Origin of the sequence: Desulforhopalus singaporensis, assembly GCF_900104445.1 — a bacterium.
Classification (GTDB): domain Bacteria; phylum Desulfobacterota; class Desulfobulbia; order Desulfobulbales; family Desulfocapsaceae; genus Desulforhopalus_A; species Desulforhopalus_A singaporensis.
This window is the reverse complement of sequence record NZ_FNJI01000041.1, coordinates 1-20,514: the sequence shown is the minus strand read 5'-3', so window position 1 is coordinate 20,514 and position 20,514 is coordinate 1. Positions and strand designations below refer to the sequence as shown.

At 49.5% G+C, this 20,514-nt stretch carries 22 protein-coding genes and 1 tRNA gene; 20 read left to right on the top strand and 3 right to left on the bottom strand.

Features of this window, described 5'->3' with window-relative positions; translation table 11 throughout:
• Positions 1-89: 89 nt before the first annotated feature.
• A complete protein-coding gene (locus tag BLQ17_RS19330; RefSeq protein ID WP_092225801.1) occupies positions 90-722 on the bottom strand; it encodes a hypothetical protein in 633 nt (210 codons plus the stop codon).
• 56 nt (positions 723-778) lie between these two features.
• The gene (hisB, locus tag BLQ17_RS19325; RefSeq protein ID WP_092225800.1) at positions 779-1,378 is read right to left on the bottom strand and encodes an imidazoleglycerol-phosphate dehydratase HisB; all 600 of its coding nucleotides are present in this window, start codon (positions 1,376-1,378) and stop codon (positions 779-781) included.
• A gap of 240 nt (positions 1,379-1,618) precedes the next feature.
• Between hisB and BLQ17_RS19320 the strand changes: the two genes are divergently transcribed.
• From BLQ17_RS19320 to truA, 5 genes are all read left to right on the top strand, one after another.
• Positions 1,619-1,693, top strand: a tRNA-Gly gene (locus tag BLQ17_RS19320).
• 70 nt (positions 1,694-1,763) lie between these two features.
• On the top strand, positions 1,764-2,192 hold the full coding sequence (gene rplM / locus BLQ17_RS19315) for a 50S ribosomal protein L13 (protein WP_092225799.1): 429 nt from the start codon (positions 1,764-1,766) through the stop codon (positions 2,190-2,192).
• Between the two features lie 16 nt (positions 2,193-2,208).
• Entirely contained in the window at positions 2,209-2,601 is a 393-nt protein-coding gene (gene rpsI / locus BLQ17_RS19310) for a 30S ribosomal protein S9 (protein ID WP_092225798.1), read from the top strand.
• Between the two features lie 143 nt (positions 2,602-2,744).
• Positions 2,745-3,785, top strand: a complete 1,041-nt coding sequence (gene argC / locus BLQ17_RS19305; protein ID WP_092225797.1) for an N-acetyl-gamma-glutamyl-phosphate reductase — start codon at positions 2,745-2,747, stop codon at positions 3,783-3,785.
• A 15-nt stretch (positions 3,786-3,800) separates the two neighbouring features.
• A complete protein-coding gene (gene truA, locus BLQ17_RS19300; protein WP_092225796.1) occupies positions 3,801-4,625 on the top strand; it encodes a tRNA pseudouridine(38-40) synthase TruA in 825 nt (274 codons plus the stop codon).
• Between the two features lie 41 nt (positions 4,626-4,666).
• On the opposite strand, the gene BLQ17_RS19295 is transcribed toward truA, so the two are convergent.
• Positions 4,667-5,641: a LysR substrate-binding domain-containing protein gene (locus BLQ17_RS19295; protein ID WP_092225795.1), complete on the bottom strand. Its 975-nt coding sequence runs from the start codon at positions 5,639-5,641 to the stop codon at positions 4,667-4,669.
• A 309-nt stretch (positions 5,642-5,950) separates the two neighbouring features.
• Between BLQ17_RS19295 and BLQ17_RS19285 the strand changes: the two genes are divergently transcribed.
• The 15 genes from BLQ17_RS19285 (at position 5,951) to BLQ17_RS19215 (ending at position 20,005) form a co-directional block, all read left to right on the top strand.
• A complete protein-coding gene (locus tag BLQ17_RS19285; RefSeq protein ID WP_092225793.1) occupies positions 5,951-6,376 on the top strand; it encodes an NADH-quinone oxidoreductase subunit A in 426 nt (141 codons plus the stop codon).
• A complete protein-coding gene (locus BLQ17_RS19280; RefSeq protein ID WP_092225792.1) occupies positions 6,346-6,843 on the top strand; it encodes an NADH-quinone oxidoreductase subunit B in 498 nt (165 codons plus the stop codon). Before BLQ17_RS19285 ends, BLQ17_RS19280 begins: the two co-directional genes overlap by 31 nt.
• Positions 6,844-6,918: 75 nt before the next feature.
• Positions 6,919-7,461: an NADH-quinone oxidoreductase subunit C gene (locus BLQ17_RS19275; RefSeq protein ID WP_092225791.1), complete on the top strand. Its 543-nt coding sequence runs from the start codon at positions 6,919-6,921 to the stop codon at positions 7,459-7,461.
• Positions 7,458-8,594 (top strand): NADH-quinone oxidoreductase subunit D, encoded by a 1,137-nt coding sequence (locus tag BLQ17_RS19270; protein ID WP_092225790.1) that lies wholly within the window; start codon positions 7,458-7,460, stop codon positions 8,592-8,594. Before BLQ17_RS19275 ends, BLQ17_RS19270 begins: the two co-directional genes overlap by 4 nt.
• A gap of 11 nt (positions 8,595-8,605) precedes the next feature.
• Complete coding sequence (gene nuoH, locus BLQ17_RS19265; RefSeq protein ID WP_092225789.1) at positions 8,606-9,601, top strand: NADH-quinone oxidoreductase subunit NuoH; 996 nt, start codon at positions 8,606-8,608, stop codon at positions 9,599-9,601.
• A gap of 1 nt (position 9,602) precedes the next feature.
• Entirely contained in the window at positions 9,603-10,043 is a 441-nt protein-coding gene (locus BLQ17_RS19260) for a 4Fe-4S dicluster domain-containing protein (RefSeq protein ID WP_092225788.1), read from the top strand.
• Complete coding sequence (locus BLQ17_RS19255) at positions 10,040-10,582, top strand: NADH-quinone oxidoreductase subunit J family protein (protein ID WP_092225787.1); 543 nt, start codon at positions 10,040-10,042, stop codon at positions 10,580-10,582. The genes BLQ17_RS19260 and BLQ17_RS19255 overlap by 4 nt, the downstream gene beginning before the upstream one ends.
• A gap of 1 nt (position 10,583) precedes the next feature.
• Positions 10,584-10,910 carry an NADH-quinone oxidoreductase subunit NuoK gene (gene nuoK, locus BLQ17_RS19250; protein WP_092225786.1) on the top strand — a complete coding sequence of 109 codons (327 nt, stop codon included), beginning with the start codon at positions 10,584-10,586 and terminating at the stop codon, positions 10,908-10,910.
• A gap of 17 nt (positions 10,911-10,927) precedes the next feature.
• Complete coding sequence (locus tag BLQ17_RS19245) at positions 10,928-12,391, top strand: monovalent cation/H+ antiporter subunit D family protein (protein ID WP_092225785.1); 1,464 nt, start codon at positions 10,928-10,930, stop codon at positions 12,389-12,391.
• A complete protein-coding gene (locus BLQ17_RS19240; protein WP_092225784.1) occupies positions 12,388-12,642 on the top strand; it encodes a DUF1129 domain-containing protein in 255 nt (84 codons plus the stop codon). Before BLQ17_RS19245 ends, BLQ17_RS19240 begins: the two co-directional genes overlap by 4 nt.
• Positions 12,632-14,422: a Na(+)/H(+) antiporter subunit D gene (locus BLQ17_RS19235; protein ID WP_092225783.1), complete on the top strand. Its 1,791-nt coding sequence runs from the start codon at positions 12,632-12,634 to the stop codon at positions 14,420-14,422. Before BLQ17_RS19240 ends, BLQ17_RS19235 begins: the two co-directional genes overlap by 11 nt.
• A 24-nt stretch (positions 14,423-14,446) precedes the next feature.
• Positions 14,447-15,994: a complex I subunit 4 family protein gene (locus tag BLQ17_RS19230; protein ID WP_092225782.1), complete on the top strand. Its 1,548-nt coding sequence runs from the start codon at positions 14,447-14,449 to the stop codon at positions 15,992-15,994.
• 36 nt (positions 15,995-16,030) lie between these two features.
• On the top strand, positions 16,031-17,443 hold the full coding sequence (locus BLQ17_RS19225) for an NADH-quinone oxidoreductase subunit N (protein ID WP_092225781.1): 1,413 nt from the start codon (positions 16,031-16,033) through the stop codon (positions 17,441-17,443).
• Positions 17,444-17,585: 142 nt separating this feature from the next.
• Entirely contained in the window at positions 17,586-18,821 is a 1,236-nt protein-coding gene (locus tag BLQ17_RS19220) for a M48 family metallopeptidase (protein ID WP_092225780.1), read from the top strand.
• A 245-nt stretch (positions 18,822-19,066) separates the two neighbouring features.
• Positions 19,067-20,005, top strand: a complete 939-nt coding sequence (locus BLQ17_RS19215) for a hypothetical protein (RefSeq protein ID WP_092225779.1) — start codon at positions 19,067-19,069, stop codon at positions 20,003-20,005.
• The last annotated feature ends 509 nt before the right edge of the window (positions 20,006-20,514 follow it).

The following is a 20,514-nucleotide window of genomic DNA, read 5'->3' as shown; positions in this document are numbered from 1 at the left end:
GGAAAAACAAAACCCGTGGCGCGGACATCCGCAAAGCCACGGGCTCCATGACCAACCATTGAATCGCGAAAAACCGTCAAATTGTCCGGCTATTTAAGGTAGGGACAATTTTGCAGTTTTTCATCGATCCCCTGCTCCATGAGTTCTTCTACCGTTATCCACTTAAACCCTCTTTTCTGGGCTTTTCGAAAAGAGAATATATTACTCAACAGCGACTCCTGGGTCTCTTCAAAATTGGTGGCCCAGAGCACATTGCCGTTTTCAGCATGTTTCAAGACCATCTGAAAACTTGCCGACGCCGGGGTATCCACGGCAAGACCGGTCCCCTGACGTTGTCTGAACTTGGAGACGGTGGTCAGCAATATCCCGTCACAATTGACCTTGTCACCGAGCGCCGAAACGGTTCCGACGCGCCCTCCGGTAACACCTGTCAGCAGCGCCGAGACCTGAGCGCTGTTAAGCACCCGGACACGTTCGTTGGAACCGAGTTTGGCGGTAAGAACGGCAGTTGCAAAGGCGGCCCCTTTTTCAAGAGCCTTTGCCTCTTCATATCTGACAGTCTCGTCCTTGTCCACCGAGGTTACGGCGGGAACCACCGCAATGCAGTTCAGCGGCTGCATCGGCGCCGCTACCTTGTGGTCTTCCACCACTTTTGACGAACATGAAGACATAAAAGCGGCAACAATTACGACAACAAAGGACCAGTAAAATGTTTTATTCACAAAGTCACCCTCTTGGGTTAAAAAAATCTGAAATTTCTTCTCTCTTGTACAAACAATTACAGACACCCCTTAGACGATAACACCCCCTCTATCCCAAGAGGCGAGGTGGCACTGTTCATTACCCTGGCAAAAGCCTTGAATACTGCTTCTATTATATGGTGACCATTCTCACCATGCAACAGGTCTATATGCAGGGTGATCCCGGCATGGTGACTGACAGCCCGAAAAAATTCTTTTACCAGCATGGTATCGAAGCTGCCGAGCTTCTGCTCAACCACCGGAACGTTGTAATGCAGATATGGGCGATTTGAGATATCTACAACCACCCTTACAAGGGTCTCATCCATCGGCAGATAGCAATGTCCATAACGCGCAATACCTTTTTTGTCGCCGATTGCTTCAGCAAATGCCTGCCCAAGACAGATGCCTATATCTTCGACTGTGTGATGGTCGTCGACTTCAGTGTCACCTGTGGCATCGATTTCAAAATCGAAAAAGCCATGAACACTAAACAGGGTCAGCATATGGTCCAGAAACCCCACCCCGGTCTTCACCTGATACTTCCCGGTTCCGTCCAAGACAAGGCTCATGTAGATCTCAGTTTCGTTTGTCTTTCTTGATATAACGCTTTTTCTCTGGTGCTCTTGCTGTGTCATCGGTCAATCACCATCTCTTGATTCTTCTTATTTTTCCTGCTAAATAACGTTGGGAAATCTATACCATTAATTCATGAATACCACAATATTCTTGTTTCAGGGCAACGCTGCATCCATTTTTACGTGACAGTTGTCGAGAAAACATTTATATTGAAAAACTTACGTCGATAATTTTTTTAATTGACACTCAGTGTAGGACCTTGTATAAACATCCCAGTTCTGACACCGAAAACACAATGAGCGGGAATAACTCAGTGGTAGAGTGTAACCTTGCCAAGGTTGAAGTCGCGAGTTCGAATCTCGTTTCCCGCTCCACTATACATTAAAAAGGTTCGACGCTGTTCGGACCTTTTTTTATTAATTGTTTGACCAGTTGAGGGATATAATGAAAAGCTATCTTACCCCAGTCAACGAGATCGAGAAAAATTGGTACGTTGTTGACGCAGAAAATAAGGTTCTTGGCCGTCTGGCATCGGAGATTGCCAACCGGCTGCGCGGCAAGCACAAACCTACTTTCTCCTCTTTCATCGACAACGGCGATTTCGTCGTGGTAACCAACGCCGAGAAAATAGTTCTGACCGGCAATAAAATCAACGACAAGAAGTACTATCGCCACACCGGGTATATCGGCGGCATCAAAGAAGCCTCCGCCAAGGAACTGCTGGAAAAGCACCCGACCGATCTGCTCATGAAAGCGGTCAAGGGTATGCTTCCCAAAAACAAACTCGGCCGGGCGCAGCTGAAAAAACTAAAAGTTTACGCTGGTAAAGACCACCCTCACGCAGCGCAACAACCTGTTGAATTAGATATTTAATTTGGAGATAACAACCATGGCTCAGGATAGTTTTTACGCCACAGGAAAAAGAAAGAATGCCGTTGCCAGAGTTTGGCTTACACCAGGTACCGGTAAAATTATTGTCAACAAGATGGACGCCGACGATTATTTCGGCCAGATTTTCAAGAGCCATAAAATCGTCAGACCGTTCAAAGTGACAGAGACCCTGGAGCAATATGACGTAATGGCCACCCTCAAAGGTGGCGGCAAATCAGCGCAGGTTGACGCACTTTCCCACGGAATCTCCAGAGCACTTCTTGAAACCAATCCGGAAAACAGGATTCCGCTAAAGCAATCAGGGCTGCTGACCCGTGATCCGAGAATGAAAGAGAGAAAGAAATACGGCCAGAAAGGGGCCCGCGCCAAGTTCCAGTTCTCCAAACGTTAATATCCTTATCGTTGGTTCATCGCCGAACCGGAACAAACAGCGAACTGCAGGCAACTGCAGTTACAAATTCGGTTTTCAAGGGAGTGACAGTTCTGCTGTCCCTCCCTTTTTTTTTAACGCCTTTTTCAAGGAGAGATCTCGATATGATTAATGTCGGTATTATAGGCGCATCTGGTTATACAGGGGCAGAACTGGCACGCCTGCTCTGCTGTCACCCTGAAGCAAACATCAGCGTTGCAACCTCAAGACAATACGAGGGACGCCCCCTCTCAGAGGTATTCCCCAGTCTCAGGAAAAAGGCCGACATCATCTGCGAAAACCTTACTCCGGATGAGCTGGCGGCAAGAGCAGATCTTTTTTTTACAGCGGTTCCCCATAAAACAGCGATGGATCTGGTACCGTCACTGCTTGCACATGACAAGAAAGTGATAGACCTCTCAGCAGATTTCAGAATAAGAGACGTCAGTGTCTACGAAAAATGGTACCAGCCCCACTCCTCCCCGGAGTTTCTGCGCGAAGCCGTTTACGGGCTTCCCGAACTGTACCGCAGCACCATTAAATCCGCACGGCTGATTGCCAACCCCGGATGTTATCCTACGTCCATAATCCTCGGTCTCGCCCCGTTGTTAAAGGCAGACGGCATCGATCCCAACACCATTATCGCCGACTCCAAATCGGGGACTTCCGGCGCCGGCCGTGGTGCCCAGACCGGAACGCTGTTCTGCGAAGTACACGACGGTTTCAGACCCTACAAAGTGGGCAGGGCCCACCGGCACACGCCGGAAATCGAACAGGAACTGAGCCTTCTTGCCGGCACCGATGCTGTAATCTCGTTCACCCCGCATCTGCTACCTATCTCAAGGGGTATTCTCAGCACCATATACGCTACCCTCAGGACCAAACTCAATCAGGAACAAATCATCTCAATGTACCGGGAGTTTTACCAAGACGAATTTTTTGTAAGAGTCCTGGACGAAGATTGTTTTCCCGCCACTAACAGCGTCAGAGGGTCCAATTTTTGTGACATTTCAGTCAAGGTCGACCCTGCGACCAATCGGGTGATAGTCATGTCCGCAATCGACAACGTGGTCAAGGGTGCTTCTGGTCAGGCGGTACAGAACATGAACATCATGTGCGGATTTGATGAAACTTCAGGCCTTGACGCTGCTCCGTTTTTTCCCTGAAACCGCAGGGCCCAGATGATCGATTCAGGTATCAGGTTGCCCTGGAATAGAAGGCTGAAGCTGCTCATCGCTTATGATGGAAGCAGCTTCAGCGGCTGGCAGAGACAAAAACATGACCGCACCATTCAGGGGGAAATCGAGAAGTGTTTGAGCATCATGACCAACGAAGATATTTTTCTTCACGGGGCGGGAAGAACAGATGGCGGGGTTCACGCCGAAGGCATGGTCGCTCATTTTGACTGCAGCTCAAGAATCCCGGATCAAAATTTCATGCGGGGATTAAACTCCATGCTGCCAGGTGCGATCAGGATCCTTGATACCAACACCTGCGACCCTTCCTTTCATGCACGCTTTTCAGCCATCGGCAAAAAATACCACTATACGGTTTTCACCGGCAAGGTGCATCCCCCCCGGATCCGTCTCTACAGTCATCACGTAACGGCCCCGCTCAACCTTGCGACCATCAACTCATGCCTCCAGGCTGTTGTCGGCACACACGATTTTTCTTCTTTTGAAAACAGCGGCTCACGGGATAAATCCTTGACCGGCGGCAGGGGAGCCGTCCGCACGATTTACAGCGCCAGACTCCTGCAGCAGGATAAAGATTGCCTGGTTTTTGAATTTATCGGCGATGGTTTTTTGAAAAATATGGTGAGAAATTTAGTCGGCACCATTCTCGAAGCGGGAAGGGGAAAATTCGACGCGGAACAGTTCGCCGCAATCCTGGCGGCCAAAGATCGTTCCTCAGGAGGTCCGACCGCACCTCCCCAGGGGCTTTTCCTCAAGCAGGTGTTCTACCAGGACCGAACCCTGGATCATTGCATATCCGGTAAAGACTGATTTCTTCGGTCAGCAACCAGGGCTCTTGTCCTTTCTGCGCGCTACTTTTTCATCGCCGAATGCCTTGCCAGCAGCGACTGCAGCTTCCAGGGGCTCGACAAACAGATTCCCGAATCGTCGCAAATGGTCATCACGTCGCAAAACGATAAAAATTCGGCTAGAGCATCGCTCATGTCCAGATCCGTGCGCTGAATAATCCGCAGCTGTCTCTTCATGTTCAGCCCTTCTATCTTGAGACCTTTGAGCCACCCATTCTCCGCTTCCCGACAGATACTCAGAGCTGACAGACAGGTAATGCCGGCTCCTGACTCCACCCCTTTCTTTACCGCTTCGGGGTGTCCCATCTCCATAACCACATTTACCTGTTCCATGTACTTTCCGAATCGTTCGCGTACCACGGCCGCTGTCCCCGAACCGCTCTCACGCATGATCCACTTTTTGCCCTTCAGATCCTTATCGATATTAAAGACCTCATTGTGGGCAAGAGGATCGGTCGGGCCGCAGAGAACAACAAGCTCATCTTCAAACCAGTCCCGCTCCTGGATTTCGGAATGTCCTGACAAGGGCCCTTCGACAAATCCGACATCGACGTCTTTTTCCAGGACCATTTTTTCCGCATACCTGGTGTTGTAAACCAGCAGATTGACATGAACATTCGGATGAACCCTTTTAAACGCGCCGATAAGATATGGAAGGATATAATTGCCAAGAGTGGTGCTTGCCACTATATCTATGGCACCATCCAGAGTATCGTTGCGTTCCGACATGATGTTTTCTATATTGCTGACCTGACAGGTTATATCTTTAGCCAGCGGCAGCAGAAACCTGCCCCTTGCGTTCAACAGCAGACTTCTTCCATGCCGATCGAAAAGAGACCCCCCGAGCTGATTTTCAAGCTCAGCAAGGGCCATACTGACGGCCGATTGGGTGACAAACAGCTTTTTACTCGCCTTGGTAACCTGTGCAGTTTCCGCCACAGCTATAAAAATTTCAAGCTGTCTTAACGTAATAGACATTTACTCTCCCCCGGAGCATCATTCAATTAAATTGATACTTATTATCTTTTTTACTTACGAAGTAATGAGTCAATATATCATTTATATTTAGTTTAACAAGAGTTTTTACATCAACTATTTCGAGCAAATAGAAGATGTTCATACCACCACCGAGTAACACCTGTGATTTGAGTTTCTTATTGACACCTATATAACAATTTTTTATTATAGCGGCCACTGGACAACGTCAGCGCTAGCGACACCTCCTGATCTACTCCACAGGTTGAAAATGTCGCAGGAATCATTTCAAAAAGCGAACAAGGGTCAAGTATGGAACAGCAATTCACAACCTTCATGTATCACGAGCATGTACTTTGGATCGCAGCTTTTACCCTTGGGGGGCTGGCGTTCGCGCTGGGCCCGATAGCCATCGTCTATCTTCTTATGCCGCTACGTACCAGGCAGGTTGCCCAAAAAGCAAAACAATTCATCGAATGCGGCATGGACCCCATTGGGGACAGCTGGATTCGCTACGGCGTGGTCTTCTATCTCTACGCACTTATCTTCCTGGCATTTGATGTCGACGTTCTCTTTCTCTTCCCTGTTGCCACTGCTTACAATGATGCTGTTTTTGCATCTTCAATACGCGATTTTATTGAAATAGTACTTTTTGTCGGGATCTTATCACTCGCAATAGTTTATGCATGGATAAAGGGAGTATTTAAGTGGGAACGAAAAACATACCTTCGTCGGTAGTACAATTTGCACTGGCTGATAAACTCATTGATATAAGCAGGGCAAATTCCCTTTGGCCTCTCACCTTCGGCATCGCCTGCTGCGCCATCGAGATGATGGCTACCGGATGCGCCCGCTTTGACATGTCGCGGTTCGGCGCCGAAGTCTTCAGGCCTTCAGCCAGGCAGAGCGACGTCATGATCGTCGCCGGAACCATCACCAAAAAGATGATGCCCGGCATCAAAACCCTCTATGACCAAATGCCCGAACCCAAATGGGTCATGGCTCTTGGCAACTGTGCAATATCCGGCGGTCCCTTCGCCTTTGACGGCCAGTATTCCATTGTACTCGGGGCTGATGAATTTCTTCCGGTAGACGTCTATGTTCCCGGTTGTCCCCCGCGTCCCGAAGCGCTGCTTCAGGGAATCATCGAACTAGAACACCTCGTTTCCGACTGGAAGAGGTGGAAGAATCCAGAAGCTGCCTGATCAATGCGTCACCTGTATTAAAACTGTGTCAACCATAGTTTCAAGGTATTTTTGCAGTTGCCGGAGTGTTTAAAAATGATTTGTGAAAAAACAAAAATTGCACTGGAAAATCTCTTTGCGTCCAAAGGGGTTGAAGAGACCATCGAACCGGAACCCGTGCAGGAAGTTGAAACCGCCGGAGAAAACGTCGATGAAAAACAACAGGAACTCCCAAGACCCGACGGGGTGATCGAACGGGATTACAGCGTTCACGGGTATCACCTTGACGCCCAGGTACCGCCGGATCTCCTTATTGATGCGGTAAAAATAGTCGACGAAGGTGAATTCTTCATCGAATCGATAACCGGAGTCGACTGGATCAAGGAAAATCAGCTGGAAATTATCTACGACTTCAGCAGGTACGATTTCGATCTCTGCCGGGTCGTGATCCGTACGCGTATAGCCAGGGACAACCCTGAGATCCCAACCATCACCACGATCTACGCCGGGGCCAACTGGCATGAGCGGGAAACCCGGGACTTCTTCGGCATCAACTTCGTCGGACACCCCCACCTGGTTCCCCTTCTTCTCCCCGAAGACGCAGATTTTCACCCACTATTAAAGGATTTCAAGGCATGAATGCTCCTGTAGAAACTAATGCGCCGATAGAAATTCAGCCGGACGAGACCTTCATTCTCAACGTCGGTCCCCAGCACCCCGCGACCCACGGAGTTTTGCGGGTAAAAATGGAGATGAACGGCGAGTATATCGTCGACGCCGAGACAGTCATCGGATATATCCATCGAATGCATGAAAAGATGGGGGAGATCAAGACCTATCCCCAGTTTCTCATGAATCTGAGCCGGATGGATTATCTCGGCGCACTCGGCTACAGTCACGGCCATGTCCTGGTGGTTGAAAAAGCTTCGGCAATAGAGGTCCCCGAGCGGGCTGAATATATCCGCGCCATTATGGTTGAGCTCAACCGCATCGCCTCCCACCTTTTCTGGTTCGGGGCGTTTGTCATGGACCTTGGCGGGTTCAGTCCACTGATGTACGCACTCCAGGACCGGGAGCATATCCTCGACATGCTTGAAGCCGTGACCGGCTCGCGCCTTACCTACTGCTATTTCAGGTTCGGCGGTGTCTACAACGATATTGACGACGATTTTATCTCCGCCGCTCGTAAATTCATCCCGAGGATGCGCAAATCCTTGAAAAAATATCACAAGCTGGTCACCGGAAACATTATTTTCCGCAAGCGGCTCGAGGGCGTTGCCCCACTGAGCAAGGAAATATGCCGAAAGTACGGAGCAAGCAGCGCCGTGGCCAGGGGCTCGGGGATTAATTTTGACGTCCGCAAGAACGAACCCTATTCAGTTTACCCCGAGTTCGATTTCGACATTCCGGTCTACCACGAATGCGATTCAATGGCGCGATACATGGTAAGGATGGATGAGATCGAACAATCTCTGCGAATCGTCGAACAGGGGCTTGCTAAGCTGCCGGACGGCCCGGTCATGCCAAAGAAAAAACCGAAAATAATCAAGCCTCCGGCAGGAGATTATTATCAGGCTGTTGAAACAGCCAGGGGAAGTTTCGGAGTCAGGCTGGTAAGCGACGGCGACAAAATACCGTACCGGTTGAAACTGCGCTCACCGACATATTCCAACATGCATCTTTTTGACGAAGCGTGCAAGGGCATGATGATCATGGACGCACTGGCGTTTATGGGAAGTCTTGATCTGGTCATTCCCGAGATAGACAGGTAAGAGGAACCCCTATGAATCTGACACTTCTAAACGTAATTGTTGCGGTCGTAATCGCCATCGCCTTCGCGGCCCTTAACGCCGCCTACCTGGTATGGGCCGAGCGTCGGGGCGCCGCACGTATCCAAAGACGACCCGGGCCTAACATAAACGGTCCTTTCGGCCTGTTGCAGCCTCCGCTTGACGGTATCAAGCTGATGGCCAAACAACTTACCACTCCCGGAGGCGCCGACAAGGTGCTCTTCATTGCAGCACCGGTACTGGCCATGTTCCCGGCCATCATGAGCTTTGTTACCATTCCGTTCAGCGACACCATTGTCGCCAAGAACATGAATGTCGGGGTGCTGATGATATTCGCATTTGCCTCGATGGGATCCATGTCCCTGGTTTTTGCCGGGTGGAGCTCAAGGAACAAGTACTCCATGATGTCATCCGTCAGAGCCGTATCACAGGCGGTTGCTTACGAGATTCCAATGCTTATCACGACCATCACCGTCGTCATGATCGCAGGGTCCACCGACCTTATGGAGATTGTCAACCAGCAGTCACCATCGATATTACACTGGAATATCTTTCCGCTGCTGGGCAACTCCCATAACCTGCTGATGCCTCTATCCTTTCTCATCTTCTTCACCTGTACGCTTGCCGAAACCAACAGGGCGCCCTTCGATCTCGGAGAAGCTGAGAGTGAGCTTGTCGCAGGGTTTCACACAGAGTACGGTTCCATGGGATTCGGCCTGTTCTTCATGGGCGAGTATGCAAACATCGTCATCGGCTCCTGCATGACGACCATACTTTTTCTCGGTGGCTGGAGTTGTCCTTTCGGCCTGTTTCCCGGGGTCTGGTGGTTCATTATCAAGCTGTACATACTCATTGCCACCTTCATCTGGATTCGCTGGACTTTCCCGCGAACAACCATATACGGCCTGCTAAACCTCAGCTGGAAGATATTAATCCCGCTGTCACTTTTCAACCTGCTGTTCACAGCAGGACTAATCAAGGTATTCTGAGATGGTCACCTATTTTAGTGAAATATACCGTGGCCTTTTGAGCCTCTTCGAGGGTATGGGTGTGACGTTCAAGGAATTTATCAAGCCTACCGTCACAGTCTCCTACCCATACGAAACCCTGGAAATGTGCGAACGCTACAGGGGCCATATCGAACTGATCGAAAACGAAGAGGGAGAGCCGAACTGCGTTGTCTGCATGATGTGCCAGCGTGCCTGTCCATCTGACTGCATCTCTATTGCCGGCAAAAAAGAGGAAGGGTCAAAAAAGAAGGTTTTAACCAAGTATATGCTCGATTTCACCAAGTGTTCACTATGCGGCACCTGCGTTGAATCCTGCAACTTTAACGCCCTGGACTTCTCAAAAGAATACAATCTGGCGAGCACCAGAAAAGAGGATTTTTACTTCGATCTTCTCAAGCGTCTGGAGGACAGAAACAAATGAACCCGACAATGGTTTCCTCACCATCCCTTTTCAGCGTCGAGGGCATGGTTGGTGTGGTTTTTCTGATAATGATCGCGATCACCATAATCGGCGGGCTGATAGCCAGTAACGCCGAGCGTGTTGTCCGCGCTGTTGCGGGCCTGATAGTCTGTTTCGTCGGAGTTGCCGGGATATATTTCTTCCTCAATTCTCCTTTTGTATCGATGATGCAGATTCTTATCTACGTCGGTGCGGTCGCCGTCGCGATATCTTTTGCGATCATGCTTGCTGCTCCCGAGCAACGAAAAAAAGTCGGTCCTTCCGGACCTCTTGTCGGTCCGCTTGGGTTTGCTACGGCGGCTCTTCTGGCCGGCGGTTTCTCGGTGCTCGCTTTTAAAACCAACTGGGTCCAAATGGACAAGATCAACGACGGCTCACTCAGAACCATCGGCCTTGAGCTGTTGACCAGATATTCAATGGTTTTCGAACTCATCTCAATCGTATTGCTCATCGCAATTCTAGGGGCACTTGTTATTGCCCGCATCCGGAGGGAGAGCTGACATGACGATACTTGGACTCTACAACAACCTGAACACATTCCTCGTTATCGGGGCCATGCTCTTTGCCATGGGAATTTATGGGGTCGTAACAAGAAGAACGTTTATAGGCATGCTGATAGCCGCCGAGATGATTCTCGCCGGCGCCTCCGTCAACTTCATGGCATTCAACCGGTTTGTCGCTCCTGACCCGGTTACCGGACAGGTATTTACACTCTTCATTATGGCAGTCGCCGCCGCAGAGGCCGCAATAGGGCTGAGTATTGTCGTAGCGGTGTACAGGCACTACTACTCAATAGATGCCGAAGACGCAACCCAACTCAAAGGATAATTAAGGAGCCGCACGGAATGGATTTCACACTACTCATAGCCTTGGTTATCCCGTTGATCGGCACTCTTGGGGTAATGTTTAAAGGTGCCAGCGAAAACGTCCGAGAGGGGATTTCCAGTGTCTCTTCCATACTGCTTCTGATCACCGTCGGATCGATGATACCTTCGGTTCTCAGCGGCAAAACGCTAACCCTGCATATGTTCACCATTCTGCCGGGAATCACCGTTACCCTGCGAGCCGACGCCATGTCGATGATTTTCGCCTTGGTGGCGTCTTCTTTGTGGACCATTGCGGTATTCTATTCCATGGGATACATGAGGGGGCTCAACGAGCACGCCCAGACCCGGTTCAACGCGTGTTTTGCCCTGGCGATTTTTGGCGCCATAGGAGTTGCCTTCTCCGACAATCTCTTCACCATGTATCTGTTTTACGAGATCGTCTCCATCTGTACCTATCCGCTGGTCGCGCACCATCAGGACGAAGAGGGATACAACGGTGGAAGAAAATATATCGTCTACCTGACAACCACGGCAAAAGCCTTTCTTCTCCCTGCGATCATTCTCATCTATGTCCTCACCGGAACTCTGGACTTTGCCACCAACGCCTCTACCGGCATTTTCCCTGCCGGCGTTAACGAAACACTGGTTACCCTGCTCTATATTTTCTGTATCTTCGGCTTTGCCAAAAACGGGGTGATGCCGTTTCATCACTGGTTGCCTGGTGCCATGGTCGCACCTACTCCCGTTTCCGCGCTGCTCCATGCTGTTGCCGTTGTCAAAGTTGGCGTTTTCTGTACCACCAGGACCATGCTATATACTTTTGGTACGGAGACCATGCACGCACTCAATCTCGGCATCCCCACAGCGTATTTTGTCGGATTCACGGTTATCGCCGCATCCATTATTGCGCTTTCCAAGGATAACCTCAAATCAAGGCTCGCTTACTCCACGGTCAGCCAACTGTCATACATTATCATGGGTGTCGCCCTGCTGACCGATCCTGGAATCCAAGGCGGCCTGATCCATATCGTCAACCATGCTTTCTCAAAGATAACCCTGTTCTTCTGTGCCGGCGCTATCTATGTAGTGACCCATAAAAAATGCATTTCGGAGATGGAAGGACTCGGCAAATCGATGCCTTTCACATTTGGCGCTTTCGCCGTGGCCTCGCTGTCGATGATCGGCGCGCCGCCGGTTGCCGGTTTCATCACCAAATGGAACCTGCTGATAGGGTCGGTACAGGCGCATCAGTTGGGGATCCTGCTGATTCTTATTGCCAGTACCATGCTCAACGCGGCGTACTTCGTACCGGTCACCTACAAGGCGTTTTTCGGCAAGCGACCGGTCACCGAACCGTTTAGCGGAATCAAGGAGGCACCACTGTCAATGCTGATTCCAATTCTTATCGCGTGTACCATATCGGTTCTTATCGGTATTTTTCCCAATTTTATGTTGCAATTCGTAAAGGCGGTGACAGGATGATTGTAAATTTCATCGATTACCTGAAACAACGGCAAAAAGGGCTTACTACCTGCTGTCTTATCCTTACCGCAGTCATGCTTGTGTGGACTGTTGTCGGGGTGGACACTCACCACGCCCATACCTGGATGGAAGCTCACATCCCCGGGTTCTGGTCGCTTTTCGGCCTGCTGGCATGTGCAGTCCTGGTCTATTTTGCACGCTGGTTTGGCAAAGGCGGAATCATGACAAGGGAGGATTATTATGACAAGTAGTTTTATCCATCCGGCCCTTATACTTATTTTCGGGGCTCTGATACTGCCCTTCATCAGAGATCCCTTCCGCAAGATCTACCTTGTTACGGTACCAATACTCACTTTTCTGGACGTGATCTACCTGAACATGCATCCCGGGATGCATGGGGTGGTTTCGTTCATGAACGATTGGACCCTCACCTTCGGCCGTGTTGACAATCTGTCGATGGTGTTCGGCTTCATCATGGCGCTTATGGCTATCATCGGCACCATATACGGTCTTCACGTCAACGACAACTGGCAACATATGGCGGCCTGGTTCTACGTGGCCGGCAGTATCGGCGTCATCTATTGCGGCGATTACCTGGTGCTCTTTCTCTTCTGGGAAATGATGGCTTTTGCCTCGACCTTCCTGGTCTGGTTCAATAAGGAAAAAGGCGCGCTCGCTGCCGGTTACCGTTACCTTCTCGTGCACACCTTCGGCGGGGTGCTTCTTCTCCTGGGATTCGTCCTCAGGTACCAGGTGACCGGAGATCTTTCCTTTGTTCACCTCAGTGAACAGAACAGTCAGCTGTACACCTGGCTTATTCTTGCCGGGCTTATGCTCAATGCCGCAGTGCCTCCGCTCCACTCATGGCTTCCTGACGCTTACTCAAAAGCGACGGTTACCGGTGCAGTGTTCATGTGCGCGTTCACCACCAAAACAGCCATCTACACCCTTGCCCGAGCTTTCGCAGGATTCGACATACTCATCGTGCTCGGGGTCATAATGGCTATTTACGGCATCGTCTACGCTATCATGGAAAACGATATCCGCCGCCTGCTCGGCTGGGAGATTGTCAGCCAGGTTGGATATATGGTCACCGGTGTAGGCATCGGCACCGCGCTTGCCATTAATGGAACGTGCGCTCATGCGTTTGCCCACATCCTCTACAAAGGACTTCTTTTTATGGCTGCCGGAGCTGTCGTCCAGGCGACCGGTAAGACCAAGCTTACCGAACTTGGCGGGTTGTATAAAAAAATGCCTAGCACGTTGGTTTTCATGGTTGTAGGGGGAATTTCCGTATCGGCATTTCCGTTTTTCTCCGGCTTCGTCACCAAATCCATGATCGTCACCGCTTCCTTTGAAGCACATCTGTTGCCGGTTGGTTTCCTGCTTACGCTGGTATCTGTAGGCACTTTTCTTGTTGCCGGCCTGCGACTGCCATACTATGTGTTCTTTGGTGAGAGCAGATGTGATGCGGCTACGTTTAACCGGGCTGAGGATCCGCCCTGGAATATGCACCTGGCGATGCTTATTTCCGCCCTTCTCTGTTTCTTTATCGGCTCCTATACCCCATTTTTGTACAACATGCTGCCAAACCCTGAAGTGGCGTACCATCCTTACGGAAGTTACCACCTCAGCGAAACCCTTCAACTCCTCGCTTTTACCGGGGTCGCTTTCTACTTCCTGAAAGAGCTCATCGCCCCAAGAGCGACGATTAGCCTCGATCTCGACTGGTTCTACCGTATTGGAGGACGTGGGTTTCTCTGGCTTGCCACCTATCCTATCCAGTGGTTTGACAATGTCTGGGGAGTTATCTACCGGGTCGTCGGTCTTAACTGCCTTATGAGCTCGGCAAAATTCTGGTCATGGTTCGACTGGCACGGAATAGATGGTGTGGTGGACGGAAGCGCCAGATGCGTCAGAGCGCTGGGCAGAAGAGTAACACTGGTACTGCAGAAAGGACAGATTCAACAGACACTGTATGTCACTGTCACTTTCGCCGCTATACTTCTGGCTTCCTTTGTCTTGCTATAATATTGAACACAAGGATCACTGGTAATGGATCAACTACTGATTAACTCCGGCTTCCCCATTCTGAGTGTACTGACATTTCTACCTCTGGTGGGTGCGTTACTTCTTCTGCCTTTAAGAAGTGAAGAGTGGTGCCGCAGGGTCAGCCTGGGCTTCACGAGTCTTATTGCTCTGTTGTCGCTGAAGCTGCTCTTTGGTTTCGACAAGACCACCGCAAAATTTCAATTCGTCGAGCACAAGGTGTGGATTGACACTTTCAATATCAACTACACCATGGGAATCGACGGCATATCGCTGCTGCTCATTCTGCTGACCACCCTTATTATGCCATTCTGTGTACTGGCGTCCTGGTCATACATCAAGACAAGAGTAAAGTCTTTCATGATCTGCTTGCTGATCATGGAGACCGCAATGGTCGGCGTATTTGCCGCACTTGACTTCGTGCTGTTCTACATTTTGTGGGAAGCAATGCTCATTCCGATGTACATGCTCATAGGAATCTGGGGCGGTCCACGAAAAATCTATGCGTCGATAAAATTCTTTCTTTACACGCTTGCCGGATCGATCCTTCTGCTTGTTGCCATAATCTGGCTCTATGTCGCCAATGATCACAGCTTCTTCATTCCCGACATGATGTGGCAGCACTATTCAGTTACGGCCCAGGTATGTTTGTTTATCGCTTTTTTTCTCGCTTTTGCCATCAAGGTGCCGATGTTCCCGTTCCACACATGGTTACCGGCTGCCCACGTTGAAGCGCCGACCGCGGGCTCGGTTATCCTTGCCTCCATTCTGCTGAAGATGGGAACATACGGGTTTCTGCGGTTTGCCCTGCCGATCACCCCTGAAGCGACGGTAATTCTCATGCCCTATGTGCTCTGGTTGTCGATTGCCGGGATAATTTACGGTGGGTTTACCGCACTGGGCCAGTCCGACATGAAAAAACTTATCGCCTATTCTTCGGTTGGCCATATGGGATTTGTAACCCTGGGGATCTTTGTTATGAACGTGGACGGCATCGAGGGGGCCATCCTGCAAATGATCAACCACGGTATAACCACTGGCGCCCTCTTCCTCTGTGTGGGAATGATCTACGAACGTACCCACAGCAGAGAACTTCTTTCAGCGACCGGAATTGGTAAATACATGCCGATTTTCATAACGTTTCTCGGCTTCTTTTCCCTTTCTTCCTTTGCATTTCCCGGGACCAACAGTTTCGTCGGTGAATTCATGATTCTCTCGGGGGCTTTTCAGTTCAGCACCTCGCAGAATCAATTTCCTTACCTGGCTCTTGCCGCAATCCCCGGCGCGGTTCTCGCCGCAGCCTATATGTTACGGATGCTGCAGAAAATAGTGTGGGGCGGAACCAACAACCCGGACCTTGCATGGTTAAGGGATTTTGACCTGAACGTTCGGGAAATAGTGACACTTGCACCATTTTTATTCTTTGTTTTCTGGATTGGTTTGGGACCGCAGCCTTTTCTCGAGCTGATGCATACCAGTGTTTCCGAACTGCTTACCCAGTTCGATCTGCACCAAACCGGGGCAGTCGCCGCGGCTGGGTTACTTGGAAATTGAGCCTGTAATTAACTTAGAACTCGTAAAGGTACTACGATGCTATTTCTTCCTGAATTAACCACGCTGGGGGCCGGACTGGTTTTCTTCTTTTTCAGTTTAGGGCGTCCAAGTAACGACAAAGTCCAAAAGTCCGCTATTGCGGTTGCCGGACTGACGTTGCTTATCTCTTTGTTGTGCGTAAGAAGTGAAGGCACGCTCTTTTACGGTGCCTACCAGGTGGATCTGTTTTCCCAGCTCTTCAAGGTGCTGATCGCACTGGGAACATTGATAATCCTGCTATTCAGCGCCAACGATGCGGGAGTGAAAAAAGGGCTTCAGGCCGAGTACTATCTCTTTCTCTTCACCGCGGTGCTAGGGTTGATGATGCTGGTCTCGAGCATAGAGCTGCTGGCGATATTCGTCGCCCTTGAGGTATCTTCTTTTGCTGTCTACATCATGGTACCAATGCGCAAAAACTCTATAACCTCCGGACTGCAGATGGAGGCCGGCATCAAGTACCTTCTCTATGGGGTTGTGGCTACCGGCCTCATGCTTTTCGGCATGAGTTACATCTACGGCTTGACCGGCACCACCGAACTTGCAAAAATAGCGCCCGCCCTGAGCAAAGTCTACACCCAGCCCGCAGCAATCGTCGCAATACTTCTGGTACTGGCAGGCTTTTTCTACAAGCTCGCTCTCTTTCCGCTCCATTTTTGGGTGCCCGACATCTATGAGGGAGCTTCCAACGAAACCACAGCCTTTATTGCTGCCGTTCCCAAACTGGCGGCTGTCGCCCTGCTCATAAGGATGACCAACCTTGTGACCGGACCCGGAATGGTGATTGTCAATGTACTTGGAGTCTGTGCGGTGCTGTCGATGTTCTACGGTAACCTCTCGGCTCTGGTGCAAAAGGATATAAAACGACTCCTCGGTTTTTCAGGTATTGCCCACGCGGGCTTTATTCTCCTTGGGTTGTTAACCTTTCAACTCACCGGCTACGGGACAGCAATCTACTATATCGTTGGATACCTGATGATGAATCTTGCTTGCTTTCTGGTTATCTGCAGCATATCCCAGGGGGGAAAGAACGTCGCTGTTGAAGATTTTACAGGACTACATAAACGCTCGCCTATACTGGCGATCACTTTCACCGTGGCCCTTTTTGCACTTGCGGGCATCCCGCCTTTCGTAGGTTTTACCGGGAAATTTCTGTTGCTTCTGGGAGCCCTGAAACAAGGACATCTAGTCATAGTGACGCTGGCAGCGATCAATACCGCCATCGCCATTTACTACTACCTCTCCATCGTACGGGTGACGTTTTGTACCGATGATGAAGATCGCGGAGCCGTTGCCATCAACCCGCTGATGTCCACGCTCTCCGTGCTGCTGATGCTTTCAATTGTGGTTATGGGTGTTTTCCCGTCCCAGTTTATTGACATGGCCGGCAGCGCACTAAAGCTGATCCACTAAAAAACACTTTTTCATCAGTGCCCTGGAGTTACGAAGACTCCAGGGCTTTTTTTTTATCTCAACCGCCATCCAATGGTCGCTCTCCTATTTTGCAATCGATACGCTGCCAATCCAGGGTCCCCCAACTTCAGGACTATCTAATATGAACGTGTGGCTTGTTGCAGTAGTGCTGATCCTCCTTGGTTCATTTATCCTTGAAACAACTGTAGCCGTTCTCAACATCAGGGCTCTTGTACCGACACTGCCCGACCATTTCAAATCGATATACGAGCAGAGTGAATACAGCAGGTCACAGGCATACACCCGCTCAACCACCCGCCTCGGTATTGTTGAAAATTGCTGGTCGACGTCACTGACCCTGCTGTTTCTTCTGTTCGGCGGTTTTAATGTCATTGATATATGGGCACGCGCTCTCGACCTTGGAGAAATTGCCACCGGCCTTATCTTTGGCGGAGTCCTTGTCCTGCTCGTCTCTGCAGCAGCCCTGCCCTTTTCCGTCTACGCAACTTTTGTTATTGAAGAACGGTATGGGTTCAACCGCACTACTGTTAGAACCTATATGCTCGATTTAATAAAAACAGCACTACTCTCGATAGTGATAGGAGCTCCCCTGTTTGGTGGTATCATATGGTTTTTTTCAGCCACCGGGCAATACGGCTGGGTCTATTGCTGGATTGGGGTATGCTGTTTCTCATTGCTTGTGCAATATCTTGCCCCTGTTCTGATAATGCCGCTGTTCAATAAATTCACCCCTCTTGAACAAGGGGAACTTCGTAACAAGATCGAAAAATACCTGGAGCAGGAAGATTTTTACATCCAGGGAATTTTTACAATGGACGGGTCAAAGCGCTCCTCCAAGCTCAACGCCTTTTTTACCGGCTTCGGTCGGTTCAGGAAAATAGTTTTTTACGATACCTTAATTGAAAAACTCGACGATGAAGAAATAGTAGCGGTGCTGGCCCACGAGATGGGTCACTTCAAGTTGGATCATATCCAAAAGATGATGGCAGCGACTATTGTACAGACCGGAATCATGTTCTACCTGCTGTCACTCTTCCTGACTGTTCCTGAAGTGGCATACGCATTCAAAATGGAACACCCTTCGGTCTATTCCAGCCTTATTTTCTTCGGCTTTCTCTACAGCCCGGTAAATATTGGTGTCTCCGTCGCGTTCAATATCTTTTCGCGAAAACATGAGTATGAAGCCGACCATTACGGCGCCACCAGTACCAAAAGTCCGGATTTTCTCATATCGGGTTTAAAGAAGTTAAGTAAAGCTAACCTCAGCAATTTGACTCCACATCCACTCAACGTATTTATTCACTACAGCCACCCCCCCGTGCTGCAGAGGATAACAAAACTTGAGGGCCACAGGTAATTCAACATGGTTAAAGAATCGGTAATTTTTTTCAGGAAATATCGTGAAATTTTTATTACAATAACGTATTCATCTTTTAGCAAGGCTTTTCACCCTCAGGTCAGGTCCGGTGATCATCTTTTGATGCGCCATTACCACTGATAACTGTGTCCAATTCCATCCTGGTGTGCTAGATTGGCCTTCAACATATTGCTGGTACTATTTTCAGTAATTTTCATATAATTTTTAGATTTCAGGAGAAAAAAATGCAAAACAATAAGTTCAAGACTCCTCTTCTACAATCCGCGGCGATTCTTGTTATTGTCGTGGTACTTGTCGTCAGTGCCGGTTCTTCCGATTCTGGCGCCAGTGCAGGAGGAATCGTCACCCTTCTATCCGGGATCGGCAATACTATCCTCTTTGTTATAGGCATGGCGATAGCCCTGACTCTATCTATCGCCCTCCTTATAGGAATTTTCCTGGCGGCGGTTGCGATGGTTGACTCCGATCAGGCCTCACAAATGTATTCCGGCTTAAAAAAAAACTTCTCACTAAACGCAGCAAGGCTTAGCGGTCAGTGTTGTAACCAGAATTTAGTGGAACCTTCTATAAGTGAGGAGGAGTACCAGCATATGAAACAGACCATTTCCGCCCTGCAGGACAGTAATTCGGCGTTACTTACAAAAATCAGGCAGCTCACAGGGGATAACGAGTCACTCCAGAGTGGCCTGCAATCCGTTCGCAGCGAAAACAGTCAGCGGCTCGAACAGATTGAACAGTTAAACGAAGTTGTGGCAACCCTGAAGGAATCGGAGCAGAAGACCAAAGATCTTGTGGCAGAATTAACCGCTAAAGTTGAAAAGATATCCATCAGCCAGGAAGTCAAGGACCAACTGGATAAGCTCAAGCTCCTCCAGGAACAGACCCGCGGCGAGATCGATACCATTCTACAACGCATCAATTCACTTGAAGATAGTGCCAAAAGCGGTTCCTCAGAAGGTATATTTGCTTATATCGAAAAAGACGAGGATAAAAAGATTTTTGCCGAAAAGATCGAAGAAGCGGTCATTCTGGAAATGACCTATGCCCAGATCGATGAACACCTGACGGAGAGCCTTTCGCCAGAGCTGGACAAGATTGTAAAAGATCACCCGACCTTGACCAAAACATATATCCGCAGCGTTCGTGAATTAAGCGCAGACTGATAGTCTGTTCTGTTATGAGGCGGAGCTTTCCGTGATAAAAATGGCTGAGGGATCTAACCCCTTCAGCCATTTTTTTTTACCGGCTAAAATTCAATTTCAAGGGAACTCTAGCAAGATACAAAAACGTCCCCGGCAGTACCTTAAATCTTTTGGCAAATAATTCATTTTTGTTCTTGACTGAGAGGCCGTAATCAAGTACTTTCCTGCGGTCTCTGAGGGACGGGCAAACAGCGGGCGCGCCATGACGGTTATCGCAGTTGTTTCAAGTTCTTCGGAACGAAAAAAGAAGAAAAAAAAGATTGACATAAAATCGCTGATCGGTTAGATTAGCCAGCTCGTCGCGGAACTCGTACCGCGCCTCTTTCTTCGGAAAGAGGGAGCACGATCCTTGAAAACTGAATAACAACAAACAAAGCAAACGGGCCCAACGCGACCTTGGTCGCATTGAGCTATGTTTTCGTAATTTCAAAAACGAGCTCTTATTTTATAAGAAACCATTCATTTGAATG

What these genes read in the sequence shown, in the direction of transcription:
- hisB (WP_092225800.1), bottom strand. Translation starts at nt 1,378, where the DNA reads ATGACACAGCAAGAGCACCAGAGAAAAAGCGTTATATCAAGAAAGACA.
- rplM (WP_092225799.1), top strand. Translation starts at nt 1,764, where the DNA reads ATGAAAAGCTATCTTACCCCAGTCAACGAGATCGAGAAAAATTGGTAC.
- rpsI (WP_092225798.1), top strand. Translation starts at nt 2,209, where the DNA reads ATGGCTCAGGATAGTTTTTACGCCACAGGAAAAAGAAAGAATGCCGTT.
- argC (WP_092225797.1), top strand. Translation starts at nt 2,745, where the DNA reads ATGATTAATGTCGGTATTATAGGCGCATCTGGTTATACAGGGGCAGAA.
- truA (WP_092225796.1), top strand. Translation starts at nt 3,801, where the DNA reads ATGATCGATTCAGGTATCAGGTTGCCCTGGAATAGAAGGCTGAAGCTG.
- BLQ17_RS19295 (WP_092225795.1), bottom strand. Translation starts at nt 5,641, where the DNA reads ATGTCTATTACGTTAAGACAGCTTGAAATTTTTATAGCTGTGGCGGAA.
- BLQ17_RS19285 (WP_092225793.1), top strand. Translation starts at nt 5,951, where the DNA reads ATGGAACAGCAATTCACAACCTTCATGTATCACGAGCATGTACTTTGG.
- BLQ17_RS19275 (WP_092225791.1), top strand. Translation starts at nt 6,919, where the DNA reads ATGATTTGTGAAAAAACAAAAATTGCACTGGAAAATCTCTTTGCGTCC.
- BLQ17_RS19270 (WP_092225790.1), top strand. Translation starts at nt 7,458, where the DNA reads ATGAATGCTCCTGTAGAAACTAATGCGCCGATAGAAATTCAGCCGGAC.
- nuoH (WP_092225789.1), top strand. Translation starts at nt 8,606, where the DNA reads ATGAATCTGACACTTCTAAACGTAATTGTTGCGGTCGTAATCGCCATC.
- BLQ17_RS19260 (WP_092225788.1), top strand. Translation starts at nt 9,603, where the DNA reads ATGGTCACCTATTTTAGTGAAATATACCGTGGCCTTTTGAGCCTCTTC.
- BLQ17_RS19255 (WP_092225787.1), top strand. Translation starts at nt 10,040, where the DNA reads ATGAACCCGACAATGGTTTCCTCACCATCCCTTTTCAGCGTCGAGGGC.
- nuoK (WP_092225786.1), top strand. Translation starts at nt 10,584, where the DNA reads ATGACGATACTTGGACTCTACAACAACCTGAACACATTCCTCGTTATC.
- BLQ17_RS19245 (WP_092225785.1), top strand. Translation starts at nt 10,928, where the DNA reads ATGGATTTCACACTACTCATAGCCTTGGTTATCCCGTTGATCGGCACT.
- BLQ17_RS19240 (WP_092225784.1), top strand. Translation starts at nt 12,388, where the DNA reads ATGATTGTAAATTTCATCGATTACCTGAAACAACGGCAAAAAGGGCTT.
- BLQ17_RS19235 (WP_092225783.1), top strand. Translation starts at nt 12,632, where the DNA reads ATGACAAGTAGTTTTATCCATCCGGCCCTTATACTTATTTTCGGGGCT.
- BLQ17_RS19230 (WP_092225782.1), top strand. Translation starts at nt 14,447, where the DNA reads ATGGATCAACTACTGATTAACTCCGGCTTCCCCATTCTGAGTGTACTG.
- BLQ17_RS19225 (WP_092225781.1), top strand. Translation starts at nt 16,031, where the DNA reads ATGCTATTTCTTCCTGAATTAACCACGCTGGGGGCCGGACTGGTTTTC.
- BLQ17_RS19220 (WP_092225780.1), top strand. Translation starts at nt 17,586, where the DNA reads ATGAACGTGTGGCTTGTTGCAGTAGTGCTGATCCTCCTTGGTTCATTT.
- BLQ17_RS19215 (WP_092225779.1), top strand. Translation starts at nt 19,067, where the DNA reads ATGCAAAACAATAAGTTCAAGACTCCTCTTCTACAATCCGCGGCGATT.